Origin of the sequence: Gluconobacter kondonii (genome assembly GCF_002723995.1) — a bacterium.
Classification (GTDB): Bacteria; Pseudomonadota; Alphaproteobacteria; order Acetobacterales; family Acetobacteraceae; genus Gluconobacter; species Gluconobacter kondonii.
The window spans coordinates 322,811-343,672 of sequence record NZ_BEWP01000002.1 but is presented as its reverse complement, the minus strand read 5'-3'; the positions used below and the strand labels follow the sequence as shown (position 1 = coordinate 343,672).

15 protein-coding genes and 1 pseudogene are annotated in these 20,862 nt (G+C 59.4%); 5 read left to right on the top strand and 11 right to left on the bottom strand.

Annotation, left to right across the window (positions count from 1 at the left end):
• Nucleotides 1–165: 165 nt before the first annotated feature.
• Nucleotides 166–315 (top strand): annotated as a pseudogene (locus GKO01_RS16640) (IS481 family transposase); the annotation flags it as partial.
• Nucleotides 316–396: 81 nt separating this feature from the next.
• On the opposite strand, the gene GKO01_RS04025 reads toward GKO01_RS16640, so the two are convergent.
• From GKO01_RS04025 to GKO01_RS04015, 3 genes are all read right to left on the bottom strand, one after another.
• Complete coding sequence (locus tag GKO01_RS04025; protein WP_099285845.1) at nt 397–3,702, bottom strand: efflux RND transporter permease subunit; 3,306 nt, start codon at nt 3,700–3,702, stop codon at nt 397–399.
• Between the two features lie 80 nt (nt 3,703–3,782).
• Complete coding sequence (locus GKO01_RS04020; protein WP_099285844.1) at nt 3,783–4,586, bottom strand: SDR family NAD(P)-dependent oxidoreductase; 804 nt, start codon at nt 4,584–4,586, stop codon at nt 3,783–3,785.
• 71 nt (nt 4,587–4,657) lie between these two features.
• On the bottom strand, nt 4,658–5,854 hold the full coding sequence (locus GKO01_RS04015) for a lipase family protein (RefSeq protein ID WP_099285843.1): 1,197 nt from the start codon (nt 5,852–5,854) through the stop codon (nt 4,658–4,660).
• Between the two features lie 176 nt (nt 5,855–6,030).
• Here GKO01_RS04015 and GKO01_RS04010 point away from each other — a divergent pair, with 176 nt between their 5' ends.
• Nucleotides 6,031–6,282: a DUF3297 family protein gene (locus tag GKO01_RS04010; RefSeq protein ID WP_099285842.1), complete on the top strand. Its 252-nt coding sequence runs from the start codon at nt 6,031–6,033 to the stop codon at nt 6,280–6,282.
• A complete protein-coding gene (locus tag GKO01_RS04005) occupies nt 6,279–7,247 on the top strand; it encodes a nucleoside hydrolase (RefSeq protein ID WP_099285841.1) in 969 nt (322 codons plus the stop codon). The genes GKO01_RS04010 and GKO01_RS04005 overlap by 4 nt, the downstream gene beginning before the upstream one ends.
• 87 nt (nt 7,248–7,334) lie before the next feature.
• On the opposite strand, the gene GKO01_RS04000 is transcribed toward GKO01_RS04005, so the two are convergent.
• The 4 genes from GKO01_RS04000 to GKO01_RS03985 all read right to left on the bottom strand — a co-directional run bounded on the left by GKO01_RS04000 (nt 7,335) and on the right by GKO01_RS03985 (nt 14,995).
• On the bottom strand, nt 7,335–10,535 hold the full coding sequence (locus GKO01_RS04000) for a TonB-dependent receptor domain-containing protein (RefSeq protein ID WP_244901313.1): 3,201 nt from the start codon (nt 10,533–10,535) through the stop codon (nt 7,335–7,337).
• 703 nt (nt 10,536–11,238) lie between these two features.
• Entirely contained in the window at nt 11,239–11,754 is a 516-nt protein-coding gene (locus tag GKO01_RS03995) for a cupin domain-containing protein (protein WP_099285839.1), read from the bottom strand.
• Nucleotides 11,751–12,302 carry a VOC family protein gene (locus GKO01_RS03990; protein WP_174694224.1) on the bottom strand — a complete coding sequence of 184 codons (552 nt, stop codon included), beginning with the start codon at nt 12,300–12,302 and terminating at the stop codon, nt 11,751–11,753. The genes GKO01_RS03995 and GKO01_RS03990 overlap by 4 nt, the downstream gene beginning before the upstream one ends.
• Before the next feature lie 104 nt (nt 12,303–12,406).
• Nucleotides 12,407–14,995: an MMPL family transporter gene (locus GKO01_RS03985; RefSeq protein WP_099285838.1), complete on the bottom strand. Its 2,589-nt coding sequence runs from the start codon at nt 14,993–14,995 to the stop codon at nt 12,407–12,409.
• 80 nt (nt 14,996–15,075) lie between these two features.
• Between GKO01_RS03985 and GKO01_RS03980 the strand changes: the two genes are divergently transcribed.
• Together GKO01_RS03980 and GKO01_RS03975 are read left to right on the top strand one after the other, a co-directional pair.
• Complete coding sequence (locus tag GKO01_RS03980; RefSeq protein ID WP_099285837.1) at nt 15,076–15,663, top strand: IMPACT family protein; 588 nt, start codon at nt 15,076–15,078, stop codon at nt 15,661–15,663.
• Between the two features lie 97 nt (nt 15,664–15,760).
• The gene (locus GKO01_RS03975) at nt 15,761–17,431 is read left to right on the top strand and encodes an alginate export family protein (RefSeq protein ID WP_099285836.1); all 1,671 of its coding nucleotides are present in this window, start codon (nt 15,761–15,763) and stop codon (nt 17,429–17,431) included.
• A gap of 9 nt (nt 17,432–17,440) precedes the next feature.
• Here the strand turns inward: GKO01_RS03975 and radA are convergent, their stop codons facing one another.
• The 4 genes from radA to GKO01_RS03955 all read right to left on the bottom strand — a co-directional run bounded on the left by radA (nt 17,441) and on the right by GKO01_RS03955 (nt 20,814).
• Nucleotides 17,441–18,841 (bottom strand): DNA repair protein RadA, encoded by a 1,401-nt coding sequence (radA, locus tag GKO01_RS03970; RefSeq protein ID WP_099285835.1) that lies wholly within the window; start codon nt 18,839–18,841, stop codon nt 17,441–17,443.
• Nucleotides 18,842–19,013: 172 nt separating this feature from the next.
• Nucleotides 19,014–19,220: a hypothetical protein gene (locus GKO01_RS03965; protein WP_062029257.1), complete on the bottom strand. Its 207-nt coding sequence runs from the start codon at nt 19,218–19,220 to the stop codon at nt 19,014–19,016.
• Nucleotides 19,217–20,032: an ABC transporter ATP-binding protein gene (locus tag GKO01_RS03960; RefSeq protein WP_099285834.1), complete on the bottom strand. Its 816-nt coding sequence runs from the start codon at nt 20,030–20,032 to the stop codon at nt 19,217–19,219. Before GKO01_RS03960 ends, GKO01_RS03965 begins: the two co-directional genes overlap by 4 nt.
• Nucleotides 20,029–20,814: an MlaE family ABC transporter permease gene (locus tag GKO01_RS03955; RefSeq protein WP_062029251.1), complete on the bottom strand. Its 786-nt coding sequence runs from the start codon at nt 20,812–20,814 to the stop codon at nt 20,029–20,031. Before GKO01_RS03955 ends, GKO01_RS03960 begins: the two co-directional genes overlap by 4 nt.
• Nucleotides 20,815–20,862 lie beyond the last annotated feature (48 nt).

Here is a 20,862-nt window from a genome sequence, read left to right as displayed (position 1 = left end):
CTTTAACGAATTCTCCAATAACGCCTCAGCTTGATTGCCCGAGGCGTTTTTTGCGTTCTGAGCCTTCGGCCCTCGGCTCGCGTTCAAAAGCGCAATCAGCTTGCGTCCTAAGAATGATACCAAACTAGATGTTTGCTCCTAGGACTTCCTGCTTGCTGTACCACTGCCGTTCCCTATCTCATCCATATCGCGCAGTCTGATAACTGCACGTATTTTGCCGATCCGATCGGCAATGGATAGACACTGGAAGACATCAAGGCCACGCGGACCGATGGCATCCTGCTTCGTTGCCATTCTTTTGAACTTGCCTGTGCTGGTAATGGCTGATCCAGAGCGAGAAACGGGCTTGTCAATAATACAGTGACGAGCCCGTGAAGTTTAAAACCTGAATATTACTCAGGTTCGTCTGGATAATCGGGCGGAGGTATTGTGGCGGCGCAGCAGGCCGAGCAGTCTGTGACACAGACGCTTTGTCTTTACGCCGATGGCATCCATCCAAAGATAGACGATTGGCGTCGTGTAAAGGGTTAGAAGCTGGCTGACGATCATTCCGCCGAGGATGGAAACACCCAGCGGACGGCGCATTTCCGCACCATAACCGTTGCTGATGATGAGTGGGACCGCGCCGAGTGCAGCGGCGAGGGATGTCATCAGGATGGGGCGGAAGCGGGTGATGGAGGCTTTGAAGATGGCATCTTTCGGGGAGAGTTTCTCGACACGTTCCGCATGGATGGCGAAGTCGATGACGAGAATGGCGTTTTTCTTGACGATGCCTGTCAGCAGGATAATGCCGATCATGGCGATGATGCTGAAGGACTCTCCCGCAATCCACAGCCCCAGAACCGCGCCGATTCCGGCGGAGGGCAGGGTGGAGAGGATCGTGATGGGATGGATCAGGCTCTCATAAAGAATGCCCAGCACGATATACATCACGGCAATAGCGGCGAGGAACGCTAGGGCGCCATTGATCATGAGCTTGCGTGTGTCGCCAGCTGTTCCGGTGAAGTCGCCCAGCACGCCATCGGGAGCATGAGTGCTCTGCATGGTCTGTTTGATCAGAGCGACCGCATCGTTGTAGCTCACGCCCGTCGCCAGATCGAACGAGATATTGGCCGAATAATAGTTGCCGCGATGGGTGATATCGAGGGGCTGTGGCTTCCATAGGATGGATGCGACGTTCATCAGCGGGATCATGGTTTCGATCGAGGACGAGACGGCGGAACCGCTGGAGGTATTGCCTGACAACTGGTTGGCTAGCGAGTTCTGGATGGAGGCCGTTGCGAGAGACGTGAAACTGCTGGCGGAGGTGCTGGAGTCGCTGCGGGCGCGGATCAGATTGGAGGCCACGCCACCGGCCGCCGTACCTGCGGAGGTGGAAATCCAGACCTGATGAAGCGTCTCGGGGTCCATCCGGTATTTCGGGGCCAGCACCATGACCACGCGGTGTTCGGTCGTGGGCAGATGGATCGTGGAGACGATGGCCTGACCATAGGAATCGTACAGGACGTTCTGGATCAACTGCGGGGTGACGCCATAGCGCGCTTCCGTGTCGCGCTGGACGGTGATGTAAGCCGCGACGGACTGCCCCTCGGTCGTGGACGAAATGTTGACCAGCTTTCCCGAGGCGCGCAGAGCGTTCAGCAGGATCGGGACATAACCGAACAGGTCCGAGACATTGTCTCCGCGCAGGACGTAGCGGTAGCTGCCGGTATTCTTGGAACTGCTGCCGCCCTGACTGCTGCCGCCCACACTCCAGAACGAGACGTCCGCTCCGGGTTCGTTGGGTACGCGTTTGCGGATGCGATCCAGAATGGTTTCGGCGGAGACGCGCTCGTCCTTTTCCTTCAGATGGATATAAAGTTCGCCGCTGTTTTTATCGTCGCTGAAAATGGTGGTGGACGTGACATCGGGGTCCGTCTGGGCGATGGCGCCGATTTCCCGCAGACGCCGGTCGATTTCCTGAAAGGACATCGTGGGGTCGCCCTTGATGCGTCCCGCCAGCAGCGACATGTCCTGTGAGGGGATGAATTCCTTAGGCATCAGCACGATGGAGCCGATCAGCACCACGAAGCTCAGCGGCAGCGTCATGCCCATCAAGACCGGGTGGTGCAGACACCAGTGCATGGAGCGGCCGTACTGCTTCAGCGTCCAGTCCAGTGAGGTTTCCGTGAGAAACGCGATAGAACCGATCAAGCCTTTGCGGGGCTGATCGCCGTGGTCGATTTCCAGCATCCGTGCGCACATCATCGGCGTCAGCGTGAGGGAGAGCCACATGGAAATGACGATGGCGGAAATCATCGTCATGCAGAACTCGAACATGATCGAACCCGCTCCGCCCGGCAGGAACAGCAGCGGGATGAAGACGGCGACCAGCGAGGCGCTGATGGACAGGACCGTAAAGCCAATCTCCGAAGACCCGACCAGACTGGCCGTGTAACGGTCCTTTCCTTCCTCCATATGCCGGGCGATGTTTTCCAGCACGACAATGGCGTCATCGACCACGAAGCCGACCGCAATGGTCAGGGACATGAGCGACAGAACATCGAGCGTGAAGTTGAACGCCGCCATGGCTGCCAGTGTGCCGGAGAGCGCGATGGGGACCGTTACGGCCGGGATCAGGGTCGTGACGAATCTGCGGAAGAACAGCAGAATCACAAGCACGACCAGCACGACGGACAGGATCAGCGTCAGTCGCGCATCCGCCAGCGACGCACGAATGGAGCGGGACGTGTCGAGACCTACGACCAGATTGACGTCCGCCGGCAGGGCATCGCGCAGATGCGTCAGGTTGGCGTTGATGCCGTCCACAATAGCCACGGTATTGGCGTGCGGCTGGGCTGTGACGACCAGCGTGACGGCGCGATGTCCGTTGATATAGCTGGTCTGATAGACGTCCTGCACGCTGTCCGTGACGGTGGCGATATCGCTCAGCCGGACGGGATAGAAGTCATTGCGGTATGCGATGATCAGGTCCCGGTACTGGGCTGCGTTGACGGCTTGATCGTTGGTGGACAGCATCATCCGCTGGCCATTGCTGTCGATGAAACCCTTGGGCGTGAAGGCATTGGCCGATGCAAGGGCGGTGCGGATGTCCTCCAGACCGATGCCCCATTTATAGAGCGGGTTGGGATTGAGTTCGACGCGCACGGCGGGATTTGTCGATCCCACGACCTCCACACGTCCCACGCCCTTGACCTCGGCCAGCAGCGGTTTGATGCGGATATTGGCGATATCGTAGAGTTCGGCCTGTGTTTTCTGGTCACCGGTCAGACTCATCAGATAGACCGGGAAGCCGCCGCCATCCATTTTGAAAGCCTGCGGATCCGCGTCCATGGTTCCGGTCGGCAGGTCGGCGCGCGCGGCGCGCAGGGCCGCCTGCGTGTCACGCAGGGCGCCGTCGATGTTCCGCGACGACGAGAATTCCAGAAAAATCTGGGCCTGTCCGGCACTGGTGTCGGATTCGATGCTTTCCAGATCCGCGATGGAGCCGAGCCTGCGTTCCAGAGGCGTTGTGACGGAGGTTGCCATCTGCTGCGGGTCAGCGCCCGGCTGGGTTGCCACGACCATGATGGATGTCGTGGTCATGTCCGGCATCGTGGCGACGGGCAGGAGCGGATAGCAGATCAGTCCCGCCATGAAGATGGCAATGGACATCAGTGTCGTCGCGACCGGGCGGTCTATGAACAGGCGGCAGAAATTCATGCGGTCAGTTTATCCACAAAACCGCGTTTCAGGTCATTACTGATAGGACACAAAATGTCAGTTCTTCAGTGTGCGGGCCGTCAGAAGTCCGGCATGCCTGCCGGCTGTGCGGAAGGCTGGGTGACATAATAGCGTTCCGCCAGACGGGGCGGCAGCAGATCCATCAGGCGGGACCCCATGACCAGCCATGCCGGAAAGATTACCCGGCGCGTCTGGCGCAGCGTTCCGCGCAGGATTCGGCGCACGGCCTCTTCCGTGGACACCAGACCCGGCATGGCAAAGCGGTTTCCCTGCACCATGGCCGTATCCACAAATCCGCAGCATACGCTGGTCAGGCTGATGCCAAAACTACCCAGCCGGCCCGCATTGGCCACGATGAAACGGTCCAGTGCGGCCTTGGATGCGGAATAGGACGGCGTGCCAGGGTAGCACACGAATCCCGCGACGGACGCCATCACGCAGATCCGCCCCCGCAGGTTTTCGCCGTTTCGCTCCTGCCCGCGCATGGCCGCGACGACTGGAAAGAACGTGTTGAGCGTTCCAGTCAGGTTGATATCCAGCATGTCGCGGACGCGCTCTTCACGCTCTAGAAGCAGACCGTCGGTGTCGGTATGCGGCAGTCCACCCGTGATGCCCGCACAGAGAAACGCCATATCGAGCCGCTCTTCCGACGCGGCGGCGACCCACTCCGCCATGCCCTGCCGATCGCGCGTGTCCAGCACGGTCGGCACCGCTCTGGCTCCCTGTCCACCGCAGCGTCGGGCTGTTTCCATCAAGCCATCTTCAGCGTGATCGCACAGATGTAGGGAAACGCCCGGACGGGCCAGTTTCAGGGCAAGACCGCGTCCGATCCCGGATGCGGCCCCTGTAATCAGGATATTCATAGGGCCGATTTTAACAGAGTGTTTCCGCGAAGCGACCCCCGAAGGAGCGAAAACATCTCTTCTCTGTCAGGTTAGTTCGCGGAGTTACAGTCCGAACGGGGTTTGGTGCCCGCAAGAAGCTGCCCGGCGAAGCTGTGGGCTTCCGTAATCATGGCGGCGAGCGTGCCGTTATGGCTGGCGTCATGAATCCGGTGTGTTACGGGCGTTCCAGCGGCGCAGAGACGCGCGACAAGGCGTTTCTGTTGGCTTGTGGAGGTGTGCAGATCCTGCGCGCCGGATTCGATCAGAACAGGTGAGGGCAGGGAGAAGCCCGGATATTTCGCCCAGCCAAATGCCGGTGCCAGCACGCGGCCCGCTTCGGGTTCGAGCAGGGTTGCTGGCGTCAGGCCGGAGCGTTTGGCGATCGGGAAGAAATCCGAAGCGCACATGGAGCCCGCATCATGCAAAAGGCGCTGCCCCCGGGGCGTGAAGGCCTCGTTGATGTCGGTGGACGGATCGGCCTCGACCAGCGACTGTCCGAGTGTCAGGAGTTCCGGCACGGCGGGGGAGAAGCTGTGCGGATTGGCGGGATGCAGAAGCTCCTGCGCCGCCTTTTCGTCCAGATAGGGCGGGGCGGCGGCGATCGTGCCCAGAATATGCAGATGCGGCGCATAGGTCGAGGCCATGGCCGCCGCCGCCAGAGCCGCCTGTCCACCTTGTGCATGGCCGTTTAGCACCACATTGTCCGACAGGTCCGGGAGGCGTTCGCGGGCCGCGCGTACGGAATCCAGCACGCTCATGCCTTCCGAACGTGCATTCAGCAGAAGCGGTGCGCCCGGCTCGCCCATGCCGGGATAGTCGGTCGCGACGATCGCAAAGCCCTGACGCAGCCATCCGTCATAGAAACGGGCCTGAACGGTGCCGATTCCCATCACGGACGGCGCGCAGGTCAGGTGCAGGCCGCTCTCTCCATGCGCCCAGGCCAGAACAGGCCAGCCTCCCGCCGGAGCCGGACCGTGCGGGACCAGAACCTGCGCCGACACACGGACGAGCTGATGCGGGTCGCGTGCATCCGTGCTGCGATAGGTCAGGCGATAGACGGAAGCCGGCTCATGAGACGGTACGGAATCCAGCCGGATCGCCTGTCCCGCCGAGACGGGCGCGCTGACGGACCAGTTGTCGCCATCGTCATCCGAGGCGCAGCCGGACAGGGCGGCCCCGGCCGTCAGAAGCATGACGAGCGATGTCAGGGCGGTCAGCGGTTTATGGCGAAAAGAGCAATACGGCATGGGCGGTCTGTCTCCGACAAGAAGCGTCTCTCATAGCAGTGCTCCGCGCTCTGTGGGAGCGGCCATATCCGGCGTTGTGTTGGTGTCGGACTTGGAGAGCTGCCCATCCGGCGCTACAGAGAAGACCTCTGACGCGCCGGTCCGACCTGATCGGATCTGATACAACGAGGATAGCCATGACCGACACCATTCCCGATCGTCTCTCCGCCAGCCCTGACAGCCCGTATTACAACGAAGAGCTGCTCTCCCGCGGCATCGGCGTCCGCTTCAAGGGCGAAGAGCGCACCACCGTCGAGGAATACTGCATCAGCGAAGGCTGGGTGCGTCTGGCCGTTGGCAAAGCCATGGACCGTCGTGGCCGTCCAATGACGATCAAGGTCACAGGACCGGTCGAGGTCTGGATCAAGGATTCCGAAGAAGACGCATGATGACACAGGCCAGCTCCATCGGGACCGCACCCCGCCGTATCGTCATCGACACCGATCCGGGTCAGGACGATGCCGTGGCCATCCTGCTGGCGCTGGCCTCGCCGGAACTGACGGTCGAGGCCATCACGACCGTCGCTGGCAATGTTCCCGTCGCTCTGACGACGAAAAACGCCTGCGCCCTGCTTGAACTGACAGGTCGCACCGATATTCCGGTATTCGCAGGCGCGGCCCGTCCGCTACATCGTATGCCCATCAGTGCCGAGCATGTGCATGGCGAAACGGGCATGGCGGGCGCTAATCTTCCCGAGCCGACGCTGCGTCCGCAGGCGATTGATGCCGCAACCTATCTCGTGGACCTGCTGCGTCGTGAGCCGGAAGGTACGATTACGCTGGTCTGTCTCGGCCCGATGACGAATCTGGCGCTGGCCCTGACCCATGCGCCTGATATCGCGTCCCGGATCGCGGGGATCGTGGCCATGGGCGGTGCCCAGCGCGAGGGTGGCAACATCACGCCGACCGCTGAATTTAACTTCTTCGTGGATCCTCATGCCGCCCGCATCGTCATGCGTTCCGGCATCCCCATCACGCTCCTGCCGCTGGATGTGACGCATCGCGCCATCGCCACACCGGCCCGTCTGAAACCGATTGCGGCAGTCGGCTCGCCCGTGACGGACATGGTCGTGCGGATGCTGGGGGCGGAAGACCGGTTCGAGAAGCTCAAATATGGCTGGGAGGGCGGTGCGTTGCACGATCCGCTCACCATTGGCTTTCTGCTGTGGCCCCAGCTTTTCTCGGGGCTGCGTTGTAATGTGGAGATCGAGGTCGACGCGCCGTTGTGCGTGGGTCAGAGTGTTGTGGATCTGTGGAACGTCACCAATCGCGTTCCGAATGCGTTATGGATCAATGATGTTGAGGCAGATGCCTTCTATTCCCTGCTGACGGAAAGACTTGCTCTTCTGGACTAGGTTTTTCGCTGTCCGTGACACATCTCTACAAAAACAAAAAAAGGGGGGCCGAAGCCCCCCTTTTTTGTGTTCCGCCTGATCAGACGATCAGAAATGAACCCCGAGATTCATCTGGAAGGAACGGCCGATGATCGCATCGTAGTAGCGATTCAGGCTGACCGTACCGGGATATTTCGGCAGCGCATTGGTGATGTTGTTCACCATGAAGTTGGCGCTGAAGTTCTTGGTAATTTCGTAACCAAGCGTCAGGTTGAACATGGCAAAGGACGGACGTTTGTTGGCAAAGTACTGGGTGGCCGGCACCTGCACTGCGTAGTGCGAAGGGCCATACCAGAGGGTCTGCCACTGCAGGCTGAAGGGACCACGGATATAGTTCGCATTCAGCGTGAAGTTGTCGTTGGGTGTTGCTGTTGTACCGCTGAGCAGATAGGTGTTGCCCAGGTAGCTCTGCTGGCTCTTCAGGTAGTGGACGTAGTTTCCTGTAAGGCCGATTTCACCAGCGGAAGACGGCAGGCCGAAGCGTGACAGCGGGCTGTTATATTCAAGACGTGCCTGCAGAGCCTGTGTCTCGTAGTTGGCAATATTATAATAACCAGCTTGATAGTTCTGGAGCTGGCCATCTGCTCCACGTGTAAAGGCAGCGCAGTAGGTATTGTTAGGCCCGTAGGACGTCGAGTCGTAGCAACCGTCCATGATGTCTTGAGCACCAAGATATGTGATCGCGTTGTTGATCTTTACGTCTACGAAGGATCCCGTAAAGTCGAAGCCGCGAATAAAGTGCGGGCGGAATTCAAGGTTTCCGGTATAGCTGGTGGAAACTTCGTTCTTTAGTTTGTTATTGCCACCTGCGGTGCCCTGAACGGTGAAGTTGTTGAAGTTTGACTCGAACGGCTGCTTGATCCTGGCCTTGGCGCAGTTAGCGGCACGCACGGCGGGATTCGGACCAGCATCAACACCAGCCGACGAGCAGGGATCGATACCATCTTCGTAATCCGTGCTCTTAGGAGCGAACAGTTCGGTAACGGACGGGTTGCGGACCGAACGGGCATAGTTGCCGCTCAGGCCGAAGTCCTGCGTCGGCCACCATGAGCCACCGAACATATAAGTCCAGTAGCCACCGGTCATACTGTTATTGATGTAACGACCGTTCGCTGTTGCAGAAAGGTTATAGACACCCGGAACATGCATGCTGGGCGAGACCAGCGGAACGTCAAGCTCTCCGAATACTTCATGCGTGTGGTAGGCGCCGCCTGTGGGCGGCAGTGAGGTTGAGTTGCCATACTGCAGATATGAACCGTCAGACTGTTCCCATCCGCGGGAGAATGCGCCTGGATTGAAGCGATAACCTTCGCGGCGATGTTCGTAACCGATATCCCAGCGGATATCGCCAGCGGGAAGGCGCATGACCGTGCTGGAAATTTCAGCCTGAATGTCGCGTTGTGCGTTGGCATTCTTCTGATGGGCATCAGCCAGGATGTAATTCCGTGCTGCAGGTGTGGACTGACCGGTGCCGAACGGGTTGAAAGGTGCGCAAGTGGAGCTGCGGGTCTTGATGGGAGCGCTGGTATAGCCGGGGGCGCAGACAATATTGCCGCTGGCGTCCGTCGTGGCGTTAAGCGCGTTGACGAGGTTTTGTGTGACGATGGAAGGCTGCCATGTATCGTTCAGATAGCGGCTGTATTCCCCGCGAACTTTCCAATTAAAGTGACGACCGACGGCGTCGAAGTCACCGTTCAGTCCTCCTTGGAAGCGATACATCTGCATCGTTGTCTGATACATGCCCGCATCCAGATCCTGATTCAGGCGCGACATGTAAAACGTGTCAGTCGGTAATCCGGCTGCGGACAGGGCATTCACAATCGTGCTGCGTGCAGAAGACGACAGATACGGATTGTTGGTGCTCAGCGCATAAGCGCCGTTCACTTCAGCATTGTTGTGGTAATTGGACAGTGTCAGTGGGTCTGAGGCAAAGAGCGGAGTATTCCAAGTGCCCTGCCCAACGGTGCTGGACGCAGTGCCTCGAGCGTACCAACCTTGCCACGTTGCATGGATATGGTCGGTGATGTCGTAATGACCGAGCAGCGTCAGGTTCAGCTTGTCGGTAGGGGTATAAAGCTGGCTATAATCCTGAAGTGCCGTTCCGTTGCCACCCACGACCGTAGTTGGACTTTTGGTAGCATAGTTCCACGTCATCGGGACGAGGGACTGGCCATTGCCACTGAACATCAGGGGCTGACCGGCAGCATTGGAGATGCCGCTCAATACCTGACCACCGTAGATCGGCGGATTTCCAGCACTCAACTGCGGAACGCCAGTGACAGATGCGATGACGTTACGCGCACCCTGCGCAAGATTATAAGTGTACTTGCCTGTTCCGCCGATCGGCTGACGAACATATGTGGTGGCGTTGCGACCGGTCAGATAAGGCCGGTCATTGTCGACCATACCGCCGTTATTTCGGTATTCAACATCGAATACCATGCCGCCTTTGCCGTGATCGAAGTCGTGGCCAACTTTGAAGGTGATTTTCTCACCGGGGGCATCGAGCTTCTGGCTCCAGTTGCCCTGGGCATTGAAGTCTACGCCAGTGAAGTGATCGTCAAGTTGGTAGTTGACCACACCAGCCACAGCGTCCGCGCCATAGGCTGCACCTGCGCCACCCAGCTTGGTTTCCACCCCTTTCAGGATTGAGGTCGGAATGGCACTGATATCAACCTGCGACCCTGATCCCGCACCGTAAAGGGATGCCGTCGACCCGCCCACCATGCGCATACCGTCGACCAGCGTCAGGGTTCGATCACTGCCGAGATTGAGCAGGGAGGTGAAGGACTGACCTGCACCGAAGCTGCCCTGGCTACCGATCGGTGTGTTGTCGCCGACACCGAAAGCGGGATTTTCACGCATCAGCGCGATACCGATATCGGTGTAACCACGCTTCTTGATCTGGTCTGCGCTGAGTGTTGTTCCAGCCATGACATTTGTCAGGCGTGTCTGGGACAGGCGTGTACCGGTGACCGTGACAACTTCATCTGTGTTTGCAGCTTCCGTTCCCTGCTGCAGCACCTTGCTGTTCGACTGGGTTGCGGGAGCCGTCGCGGTTGTAACCGGGGTTGCGACAATGGATGTCGGACCTGCGCTGGGTGCAGTTCTGGCTGTCGTGGCAGCTTTTACCGGAGCCTTTTTCTTGGCTGCGCTCTTGTGAGCGGAAACGTGTTTTGCGGGTGCGGTCGTGGTGCTCTGGGCATGAGCGTTCACGCAAGGCAGGACACTGTAGGAAATGCCGGCCATCAGGAACATCCGGACGACTGTCCGGGGCACAGGAGTGCGTCTTTTGAGTGAGTGTTGCACAGAGGTGGTCATCGCGGCCGCTGTTCCTTCTCGAATAAGGTCGCAAGAAAATTTTGTATCTCTGGCGACATGTTCATCGGAAACCGAAACGGTGCGCAATGCTTCTGCTACGAAAATGCAACATGCCTGTCACATGTCATGAAAGGCGTTGCGCTTATGTCACATTTTCATATTTCATAGTTTTATTTCAAAGAAATTCAAAAAGAATAAAGTAAATACAAATATAAAAAATAGATACAAAATCAAATATGAATTAAATAAATAAAGGAACACAATTATATTTCTTTATTTGTGCGACAAAAATCAAAATATATCCCATATTAAAAATATTTCATCGATCTGTATTTTTCTTTTCGATATTATATAAAAATCTGCATGTATGTAGGAAGTTATTTTTGATTTCTGAAAAGTCATTCATTAATCGGGATAAAATCTCAAATATGACTTAATGGCGATTCAATATAGTTTATATTAGAAATTTCTTTCATCCATAACCCATGAAAAACAAGGGGAAAACGATTCTGGGGGATTTTTTGAGATATTAATCACTAAATATAAATGTTGTTACGGTTTTTTGCGTTTGTTTCTGTTTCTGGAGCTGGCGCAGCTTTTTGAAGAGAAAATTTCCGACCATTCCTGAACCTTAATGAAAACGGCAGGGCTGATCCGTGGTTGGCTGTTCATCCGTCTGGATGACCATTAGCGTGACGGGGCCGTCGCCAATATTGCCTGCGAAATGACCGATATGGCCTTTTGCGTCCTTGCGGCTCATTTGGTCTTCGCCGAGGGAGACGTCCCCGGGCCCCATGACGACTTTTTTCCCGTCCATGGCCGTCACGTACCAGGAGCCCTTCAGCGGGATGATCCACTGGACTTTAGGGTCGGGGTGCCAGCTTCCGTCCCAGTGCGCGGGCTGCACGGTGGAAATGATCCGGGCATTGCCTTCATGCACATGGTCCTGCCATTGCGGCCCTGCGGGTTTGGACATAGTTTTTAGATCGTAATTATGGAACGGGCAGCGGGTCATGTGACTGATGCCGTCATGGTCCGTCCAGTTATGCCAATACCAGGCCGTTGGCGGAGTGGGATCAGCAGCGTGTGCGGCACCGAAGGCCGTTACGACGAGGAGTGCCGCAGCTAGGGGAAGAAGGCGTGTCATGCGTCTGATCCTTTCAGCGCGGGTGGCTGATATCGGTCCATGGGGGCGATGTCGTTGAAGCGTTCCTGATGTGGCGTGCAGACCAGTTCCACGATCATGCCCCAGGGCGTACGCCCGTAGCAGAACATGTTGCCCGGTGCGGCTTCGAGAGAGGGCTGGCCCTGTGGTTCGGTCAGAAGTGTGCCGCCCGCTTCGCGGAAACGGTGGCAGGCGGCGTGGATGTCATCGACATAGACGGCGAAATGCTGAAGGCCCCAGTCGCACGGGCGCGCGGCCTCGCGCTGGTCAGGACCTTTCATTTCGAACAGTTCGATGCCCGGCCCATGACCGAGCGCCATCATGCACATTTCAATGACGACCGTGCCGCCCGGAAGGCCGAGAATTTTTTCCGTCTCCGGACCTTTCTGTGGCGCGGTGCGGGTGACGTTCCGGTAGAGGGCAACTGCGCCGAACGCTTCTTCAAGAAAGCGGATGGCGGCGTTGATGTCCGGGACGGTGACACCGACATGGTCGATGCCACGCGGCAGGCCCGAATGTTCTGTGGTCAAAGGGCGATCCTCCGTTGCAGAAGATCTCAACCCCTGAGGAAACGCACGGTTGCCAGAATGCCTGTCACATTGCGGCAAACCGTGTCAGCAGAGGAAGCCTGTAATCAGGCCTCGTCGGTGGGGCGTTTGGGGAGCAGGGCCGGGACGAATACCATTGTGCAGAGCAGGGTGCAGCCGAGGGACATCAGAAGCAGTCGCCCCATGCTCGCCGTGCCCGGATGGCCCGAACGGGCGAGAGAGCCGAAAGCCGTTGCGGTCGTCAGGGCGGAGAACAGCACCGCACGCGCCGTGGGAGACGTCAGCGGGCCTTTGACGCCCTCGCGCCAGTTCATGACGAAATAGATGTTGAACGACACGCCCACACCCAGAAGCAGCGGCAGGGCGATGATATTGGCGTAGTTCAGCGTCTCCGGCACCGTGACGATCAGGATCACGGTCAGAAGGGTCGACATCAGCAGCGGTGCCATGACAAGGGCGGCATCCAGTAGGCGGCGCAGCACAACCAGCAGGATGATGGCAATCATGATGAGCGCGCAGATGGCCGCCACTTTGAAGGCATGCACGATCGTATTGGCGCTTTCCGTGATTTCCATCGCGGGGCCGGCAACATCCGGATTGACCGAACGCAGTTCGCTGACGAAGCGGTGCAGCACCGGTGTTTCGGACATCTGTCCCTTGGGATGGATCGTCAGTCGCGCGCGGCCATCAGGCAGGACATAGTCGCGGCGCACATCCTGCGGAATGTTCTCCATCGTGACGGGGGTGGGCTGAAGCGCCATCCGCAGCATCGACAGTTCGTCCGGCAGGAAGCGCGTCAGGACCGTGCTGGCCTGAAGCAGCGTGCTGTCCGGTGCCGTGGAGAGCGTGTGCAATGCCTGACGGATTTTTTCCAGCGGTGCGGGAAGCTGGTCCTTCACGGCATCCAGCTTCTGCACGGCAGAGACAGCGGCGGCGCGGATGGCGGCGGCGTCCGGTGCGGGTTCAGGATTGGCTACTGTGATGGTCGGCAGGAGGATGGAGGCAGTGTCCTCGATCATGGCCAGCTTGGTTTTCTGGTCATCAGGAACCAGCGCGCCGAGCCACAGCACGTCATGCACGCTGGGAAGCTTCGAGAATTCCGCAGCCTCTTTCGCCGCGTCCGTCAGGTTCGGGGTCAGAACCTGTGCGCTATAGGGCGTCGTGAGCGGATTGGCTTCCAGCAGATGCAGCGCCCGCATCCCCTCGGTGTTGGGGTCTTTAGTGTGCAGCGGATCAGCGTCGAACTTCAGAAGCGGCATGAGGGCCAGCCCCACGATGCCCAGAAGTGCGAAGATGCCGACAACCTTGTGGCGTTTGTGGCGCAGGAACGCGTCCGCAGGCGCCATGAACGCAAAACCCGGCTCTCCGCTGCCCAGCTTCGCGCGAAAGACGGACAGCAGAGCTGGCAGAAGCGTCATCGTGCAGAAAAAGGCGATCAGCATGCCGAAGCCCGCAATCAGCCCGAGCTGCGCCACGCCAATAAAGCTCGTGGGATAGAAAGCGAGGAAGCCCGCCGCCGTGGCGAGGGCGGCGACAAGGATCTGCGCGCCGCTTTCCTGACCCGTCAGAACGATGGCGTCATGCAGGGACGGGTACGAGCCGTCCGCGTTGCGCTGTCCGCGCAGGCGCACGCTGTACTGGATGGCGAAATCGACTGCGATGCCCACGAACAGGATGGCGAAGGCTACCGAGATCAGATTCAGCTCACCCACAGCCAGAGCGGCAAAGCCAGTCGTCAGCAGCAGGCCAGCGATGAGGGTCAGCAGGATCGGAAGGATGACGCGCGGGGAATGGACCGCGAGGATCAGCCAGACTGCAACCAGAACCAGCGAAATGATGAGCCCCAGCACCATGCCGTGTGCGACGGTGGAGAACTCCTCGTCCGACAACTTCACTTCACCGGTAATGATGCCCGTGACCTGTTTCGTTTTCACGAATTCAAGGTTGTTGATCGCCTGACGCATGGCGGTCGTAGCGCCTTCGCCGGGCTGGAAGGAACTGTAATCGAGCTTGGGTTGCGTGACGACAAACTCGTATCGCGATCCCAGTTCCGCCAGCTTGCCGATCAGCAGGTTCTGCCAGGACATGTCCTGCGGATGGCCGTCCGCGGCCTGTGTCAGAGAGGTTGCGAACCCGTCCAGCGCGCCGTTGAAGCCACTGGGGATGCCCTGTCCGGCCTTGATGCCCTCACCGATCAGGCCAAGTGCGCCGAACAGCCCTCGCGCAGACGGATCGGCGGCCAGTGTGCCCAGAAAGGGCTGCGCGGAGACGATCGAATCCAGCAGCGGTTCCAGATCTTTCGTATCGAGGAACAGGAAGCCGTGACTGTTATAGAAAGGGTTGTCGCCGGGCAGGCCGACCGTCTTGAAATGTGTGTGGTCCTGCGAAAGCGTGGCCGCAAGCTCCCGTGCCGCGATGCGTCCCTGTTCGGGGATGCGGCTGTCGAGGATGGCGACGAGCTGGTTGCTGTCCTGCGGGAACAGGCGCGTCAGCTCCATGCTCCGCTTTTTCCACGGCAGGCTGTTGGCAAACATCTTGCTCGTGTCCGTCGTCACGCTGATGCGTGTGACACTCAGGGCAACGCAGGCGGCACAGAGCAGTGCAAACAGCGCCAGAACGAGAGGCGCACGACGCGCGCAGACGGCATTCAGCCGACCGGTTAGATCCGAAAACATGGGGGCTACCCTTAACAGAACGGGCAGCGTTTCCCTACCCCATCCTGACATTTCGGCGATCCTGATGCAGAAGGAAAGCCATGACATGGACTCTTCCCGGCCTCGCGACCTACGAAAGTGTGATTAAGAACAGCGTTTTCCGCGCTTCCGCAGCTCCTGTGGAAGATGAAGCGGCCGCCATGGCCTTCTTCCGCGACGTTGCCGTGCTGGAGGCGACCCATAACTGCTGGGCCTTCAAAACCGGTCAGCGCTTCCGATGCAGCGATGACGGCGAACCCGGTGGGACGGCCGGGCGGCCCATCCTGTCCGCTATCGAAGGGCAGGATTTCGACAATGTCATGATCGTCGTTACACGCTGGTATGGTGGCGTGCAGCTCGGGGCCGGGGGGCTGGTGCGGGCCTATGGCGGCGCGGCGTCGGCCTGTCTGCGCGAAGCAGAGCGGATTGAGCGGATTGAAACCGTGCCGTTGCGCTTTCACTGCCCGTTTTCCAGCTATGCGATGGTGGAGTCCAAGATCGAAAGCTGGCGGGCAAGCCGGACGGAATGTGAGTTCGACGCCGAAGGCGCGTGGATGACACTGGCCGTACCGGTGGAAGAAGCGGATGCCATCACGGACTGGCTGCGGGATCTGACGCGCGGACAAATGGATATTACCCGGCTGGATTAAATACCAAAAAAATAGTCATTTTTATTTAAAACTATCGGGATTGATGTTTTTTGTTGCTGCATAATGTTCTGCGAACCCCGTCTGGAGTTTTCAGGGCATGTTACGTCATCATTCATATCGGAATCGGTCCATTCTGGCTATGATGGCGCTTGGAATCTGCACCTCCCGACTGGCAGCGGCCGCCGATTCGTCCACCGCCCCGACCGCACATTCGGAAGAATGGATCCACGTTCTTTCTACGGAACGTCCCCCCATCCAGAACTATCCCCATGCTGGCGTCGTGGGCCAGCCGCGTCGTGTTGTGGCGAGTCAGAATCATGCGCCGCAGGGACGGCAGGGTCCATGGGGCGCGTTCAGTTATGGCAACGGCGAATCAGCGGGCTTCGGGCCGGTCGGACGTTACGGTGTAGCCCCTTGGGCGGAAGACTGGAGCTTTCTGCGCGACAAGAGTCGGCGCGACGATCCGTTCGATCCGCTGAAGTTCATCGCACTGAACGATGCGAGGACGATCTGGCTGTCCTTTTCCGGCGAGACGCGTCTGCGCAACTGGTACGAGGAGGCACCTTTTCTGGGCAAAAAGGGCAACAGCAATTCGGGGCGTTTCGGTGTGCGGAACCTGTATGGCGCGGACCTGCATCTGGGCGAGCATGTGTGGCTGTTCGGACAACTTATCAATGCGGATGCGGGAGGATGGAAAGGCTTCGGTTACAATACGACGTACCGCAAACGGCTGGATCTCCAGCAGGCTTTCATCGAGTTCAAGGGCAAGTTCGCGGGCGCGCAGACGGGCTTCATGTTCGGCCGTCAGCAGTTCCTCGATGCGCCATCTTACGTTCTGTACAACCGCGAAACGCCCAACGTCCCACTGTCGTGGAACGGCGGGCGCATTTATGCGATCTGGCCCAATATCCGCGTGGATGCGTTCGATTTCGTCCAGACCAAGACCGACGCAACCCTGATGTTCCACGATACGGAAGATTACAATACGCGCCTGTATGGCGGGGACATCACGGCTCTCGTGCCGCAGTTTTCCATCGGTAGCGAGACGGTCCATTCGTTTCTGGATATTTTCTATTACGGTTACCGCTATGGCGGCAGCCTGTCCGTCGTCCCACTTGCATCCGGTGCCCTGAAAGGCACGTCCTCACGCGGGAATGTGGGCTTCCGCTGGTACGGTACCGCCGCGTCTTTCGAATATTCGTTCGGCAGCCTCTATCAGGACGGGACGTTCCAGAAATCTGGCAGCGCGAAAAAGAGCGACGTGCAGGCTTATTCGGTCAATACGATCGTGGGATACCGCCATACGCCCTCGCCCCTGCACCCATTCATCGGCGTTCAGGCGGATCTGTATTCCGGTGGGGCCAACGGAACGGACGGCCCGGTTCGCACTTATATGGCGCCCTTCAACCCGCAGACAAACTATCTGGACACCACGACCTATATCCAGCCGTCCAACCTCGTCAGCCTCTCGCCAGTCCTGAGCATCACGCCTTGGAAAGGCTTTGCGAGCATCCAGTTCAAGGTGCCGTTCATGTGGCGGGAGAATGCGGATGGCGCGATCTGGAACTCGTCCGGCCCGTACACATTCTCGAAAATCTATCACGGCGGCTATATCGGCGTGGTGCCGCAGGCGTCTCTCAAGCTCCAGCTTAACCGGCACCTGACCTGGCAGATCTATGGCGCGCGGTTCATGGCCTCGAACGGGTTACATGCGGCGGGCGGCAAAAGCGGAAGCTATGCTCAGTCCAATGTCGTCTTCCGCTTCTGAAGACCTCTGTTATTCGTCCTTGTCGGAAAACAGCCCGACCAGATCCGTCAGATGCCCGATTTCGCGCAGTTTCAGGCCTGCGGGCGGCTTGACCCTTGCGGAGGCCGCCGAGACGCGCCGGGGTAGGATGGCCTCGCCAAAGCCCAGCTTGGCGACTTCCTTGAGACGTAGATCGGCCTGACTGACCTGCCGGATCTCGCCGGACAGCCCGACCTCGCCGAAATAGGCCGCACTGGGGGAGGTCGGATGGCCCGTGGCGGCGGACACAAGGGCCGCGGCCACCGCCATATCGGCGGCTGGCTCGTTCACCCGCAGGCCGCCTGCGATGTTCAGATAGACATCCATATTCGCAAGCTTGAGGCCACATCGGGAATCCAGCACGGCCAGCAGCATGTTCAGCCGCGACGTGTCCCAGCCCACAACAGCCCGGCGCGGCGCCCCATCTCCGGCCTTGGGAGACAGCAGCGCCTGAATTTCCAGCAGGACCGGGCGGGTGCCTTCCAGCCCCGCAAAAACAGCCGACCCCGCAATATTGCCCCGCCGCTCCGCAAGGAACAGCGCGGAGGGATTGGGCACTTCGGTCAGGCCGATATCGGTCATGGCGAAAACGCCGATTTCGTCGGTCGCGCCAAAGCGGTTTTTGGCCGCACGCAGGATACGGAACTGATGCCCGCGATCGCCCTCGAAATACATGACCGCATCGACCATATGTTCCAGAACACGCGGCCCGGCGAGGGAGCCTTCCTTCGTGACATGGCCGATCAGGATCAGCGCAAAACCGAGCGTCTTGGCCAGCCGGATCAGTTCAAACGCACTCGCCCGCACCTGCGAGACAGAGCCCGGCGAGCTTTCCACGCTTTCCAGCCACATCGTCTGGATGGAATCGATGACCACGACCGTATGCGCCCGGTCCTGCTCCAGCGAGCCGACGATTTCACCCACATTGATGGAGGCCGCCAGATCCAGCGAGTCCAGCATTTTGGGATCGCGGTCCAGACCCAGCCGTTGGGCGCGGATGCGGATCTGGTCCACCGATTCTTCGCCCGACACATACAGGACGCGATGCCCCGACCGCGCGAGCGCGCAGGTCGTCTGAAGCATGAGCGTGGATTTGCCGATGCCCGGATCACCGCCGACCAGCACCACCGACGCCGGGACAAGTCCGCCACCCAGAACGCGGTCCAGCTCTGCAATGCTGGTTGTAATACGCGGGGGCGGCCGTGTTTCGCCATCCAGCCGGACGGTTTGCAGACGCCCTGAACTCAGCTTTCCGGTCTTGCGGGCCGTCGGCTCGACCGTCTCCTCAACCAGCGTGTTCCATTCGCCGCAGGCTTCGCACTTCCCGTTCCATTTCGGATAGGTGGCGCCACAGTTCTGGCAGACGTAACGGGTGGTCGGCTTTTTGGCCAAGGCTGGTCTCTTCGATTTGAGGGGAACAAACCCAGTATATAGGGAGTGCTTGGCCGTTGATCCAGCCGGGGCTTTGCCCCGGACCCCACCAAAGGTCGCGACCTTTGGAAACCTTTAGAATCAGGGTGCAGGGATCAAGATCCCTGCCGGGCCCGGGCAGAGCCCGGAATCCTTACTCCCGCGTCCGCAGAATCAGACGCGCCAGAAGCCGCGAGACCACGATGATCAGCAGAAAACCGAGAAGTTGAAGCACCATGTTCGGATGGGCGGGCTGATGGCGGAACATGATGAACAGGAGCGGCAGGGCGATCAGATAGCTCAGCCCGATGCGCTTCCAGACGATGGGATCGGTTTTCGGGAAACGGGGCAGAAGGCTCATTTGCGCAGCTCCATGGTGATGGGGCCTTCGCGTCGGCCATGGGTGAACTGATCCACCATGGCGTTGCCCGAATTCATGAGCTCGGACGCCTCGCCCTGCCAGATCAGCTTCCCGCGATAGAGCATCGCCGCGCGGTTTCCGATCCGCTGGGCCGAGGCCATATCGTGTGTAATGGCAATGGCGGTGGAGCCGAGTTTCTGCACGCAGTCCACGATCAGCCCGTCAATGACGGCGCCCATGATCGGGTCCAGCCCGGTCGTGGGTTCGTCGAAGAACATGATGTTGGGACTGCCCGCAATGGCGCGCGCCAGCCCCACGCGCTTCTGCATACCGCCCGAAAGCTCAGACGGGCTGAGTTCGCCGACAGACGGGTCCAGCCCCACCTGTTCGAGCAGACCTCCGGCTATTTGCAGTGCCTGCGTGCGGGACGGGGTCGCGCCATTGCGGTCGGAATGCTTGGCGCGAACGCCGAACGCCACGTTCTCGCCAACGCTCATGCTGTCGAACAGAGCACCGTTCTGAAACAGCATCCCGATCTGCCGACGCAGGGCATCCTGCTTGGAACGCGAAGCCGTCAGTAGGTTTTCGCCGTCGATCTCGATCGTCCCGGCATCGGGCTCGATCAGACCGAGAATACAGCGCAGCAGGACGGATTTCCCGGAGCCAGACCCGCCGATGATGACCATGGACGTGCCAGCTTCGACATCGAGATCCACGCCATCAAGCACGATCTTGGAGCCGAAAGCCTTGTGCAGGCCGCGAATGCGGATCTTCGGGGTGCCTAAGGGCGTGCTTACGGGGGGAGTGCTCATTGTGAGAAGAACAGATCTGTCAGGAGATAATCGAACAGCAGGAGCAGGATGGACGCACCCACGACGGCGGCTGTTGTGGCCGAGCCCACACCCTCTGCGCCGCCCCGGCTGTTATAGCCGTTATAGCAGCCCAGAAGCGCGATCAGGAATCCGAACACTGCCGCTTTGACGAGGCCCACGACGACATCCATCGTCTTGAGCGAATCCAGCGTGGCCGTGATGTAGGTCGAGGGCGAGAAGCCGAGCTTGGCGACCGAAACCGTGAAACCGCCCATCACGCCCAGAATATCGGCGACCAGCACGAGGCAGGGCAGCGCGAGCGTTCCGGCCAGAAGGCGCGGCGTCACGAGATATTTCATTGGATCGGTGGACAGCGTGGTGAGCGCGTCGATCTGGTCGGTCACGCGCATGGTGCCGATCTGTGCGGACATGGCCGCGCCTACGCGCCCGGCGACCATTAATCCGGCCAGAACAGGGCCAAGCTCGCGGGTCACGGCGAGGACGACGATCCCGGCAATCGCGCTCTGCACATGATACTGCCCGAAGCCCACATAGGACTGAAGTGCGATCACGGCCCCTGAAAACAGGGCCGTCAGCGCCACGACGGGGAGGGAGAAGAACCCCGTCTCGATCAGGCTGGAGAAGAAAATCCGCCAGTAAAAGGGCGGTCGCACCAGATGCGACAGAGCCTCCAGCGCGAACAGGGCCAGAGCACCTGCCTGCTTGATAAGGCCGAGAGCGGCGCGGCCAAGGGCCGCTATGGGGTCAAGAACGGCATTCACCCTTCAGCCCCTACCCTGCCTGCATCCGGACGTCAAAGTTTCCGTCCT

Coding starts and splice junctions, on each gene's coding strand:
- GKO01_RS04015 (WP_099285843.1), bottom strand. CDS start 5,854: ATGCCGTATTGCTCTTTTCGCCATAAACCGCTGACCGCCCTGACATCG.
- GKO01_RS04010 (WP_099285842.1), top strand. CDS start 6,031: ATGACCGACACCATTCCCGATCGTCTCTCCGCCAGCCCTGACAGCCCG.
- GKO01_RS03965 (WP_062029257.1), bottom strand. CDS start 19,220: ATGAGCCTTCTGCCCCGTTTCCCGAAAACCGATCCCATCGTCTGGAAG.
- GKO01_RS04005 (WP_099285841.1), top strand. CDS start 6,279: ATGATGACACAGGCCAGCTCCATCGGGACCGCACCCCGCCGTATCGTC.
- GKO01_RS03980 (WP_099285837.1), top strand. CDS start 15,076: ATGACATGGACTCTTCCCGGCCTCGCGACCTACGAAAGTGTGATTAAG.
- GKO01_RS03975 (WP_099285836.1), top strand. CDS start 15,761: ATGTTACGTCATCATTCATATCGGAATCGGTCCATTCTGGCTATGATG.
- GKO01_RS04000 (WP_244901313.1), bottom strand. CDS start 10,535: ATGGCCGGCATTTCCTACAGTGTCCTGCCTTGCGTGAACGCTCATGCC.
- GKO01_RS03995 (WP_099285839.1), bottom strand. CDS start 11,754: ATGACACGCCTTCTTCCCCTAGCTGCGGCACTCCTCGTCGTAACGGCC.
- GKO01_RS03960 (WP_099285834.1), bottom strand. CDS start 20,032: ATGAGCACTCCCCCCGTAAGCACGCCCTTAGGCACCCCGAAGATCCGC.
- GKO01_RS03985 (WP_099285838.1), bottom strand. CDS start 14,995: ATGTTTTCGGATCTAACCGGTCGGCTGAATGCCGTCTGCGCGCGTCGT.
- GKO01_RS04025 (WP_099285845.1), bottom strand. CDS start 3,702: ATGAATTTCTGCCGCCTGTTCATAGACCGCCCGGTCGCGACGACACTG.
- GKO01_RS04020 (WP_099285844.1), bottom strand. CDS start 4,586: ATGAATATCCTGATTACAGGGGCCGCATCCGGGATCGGACGCGGTCTT.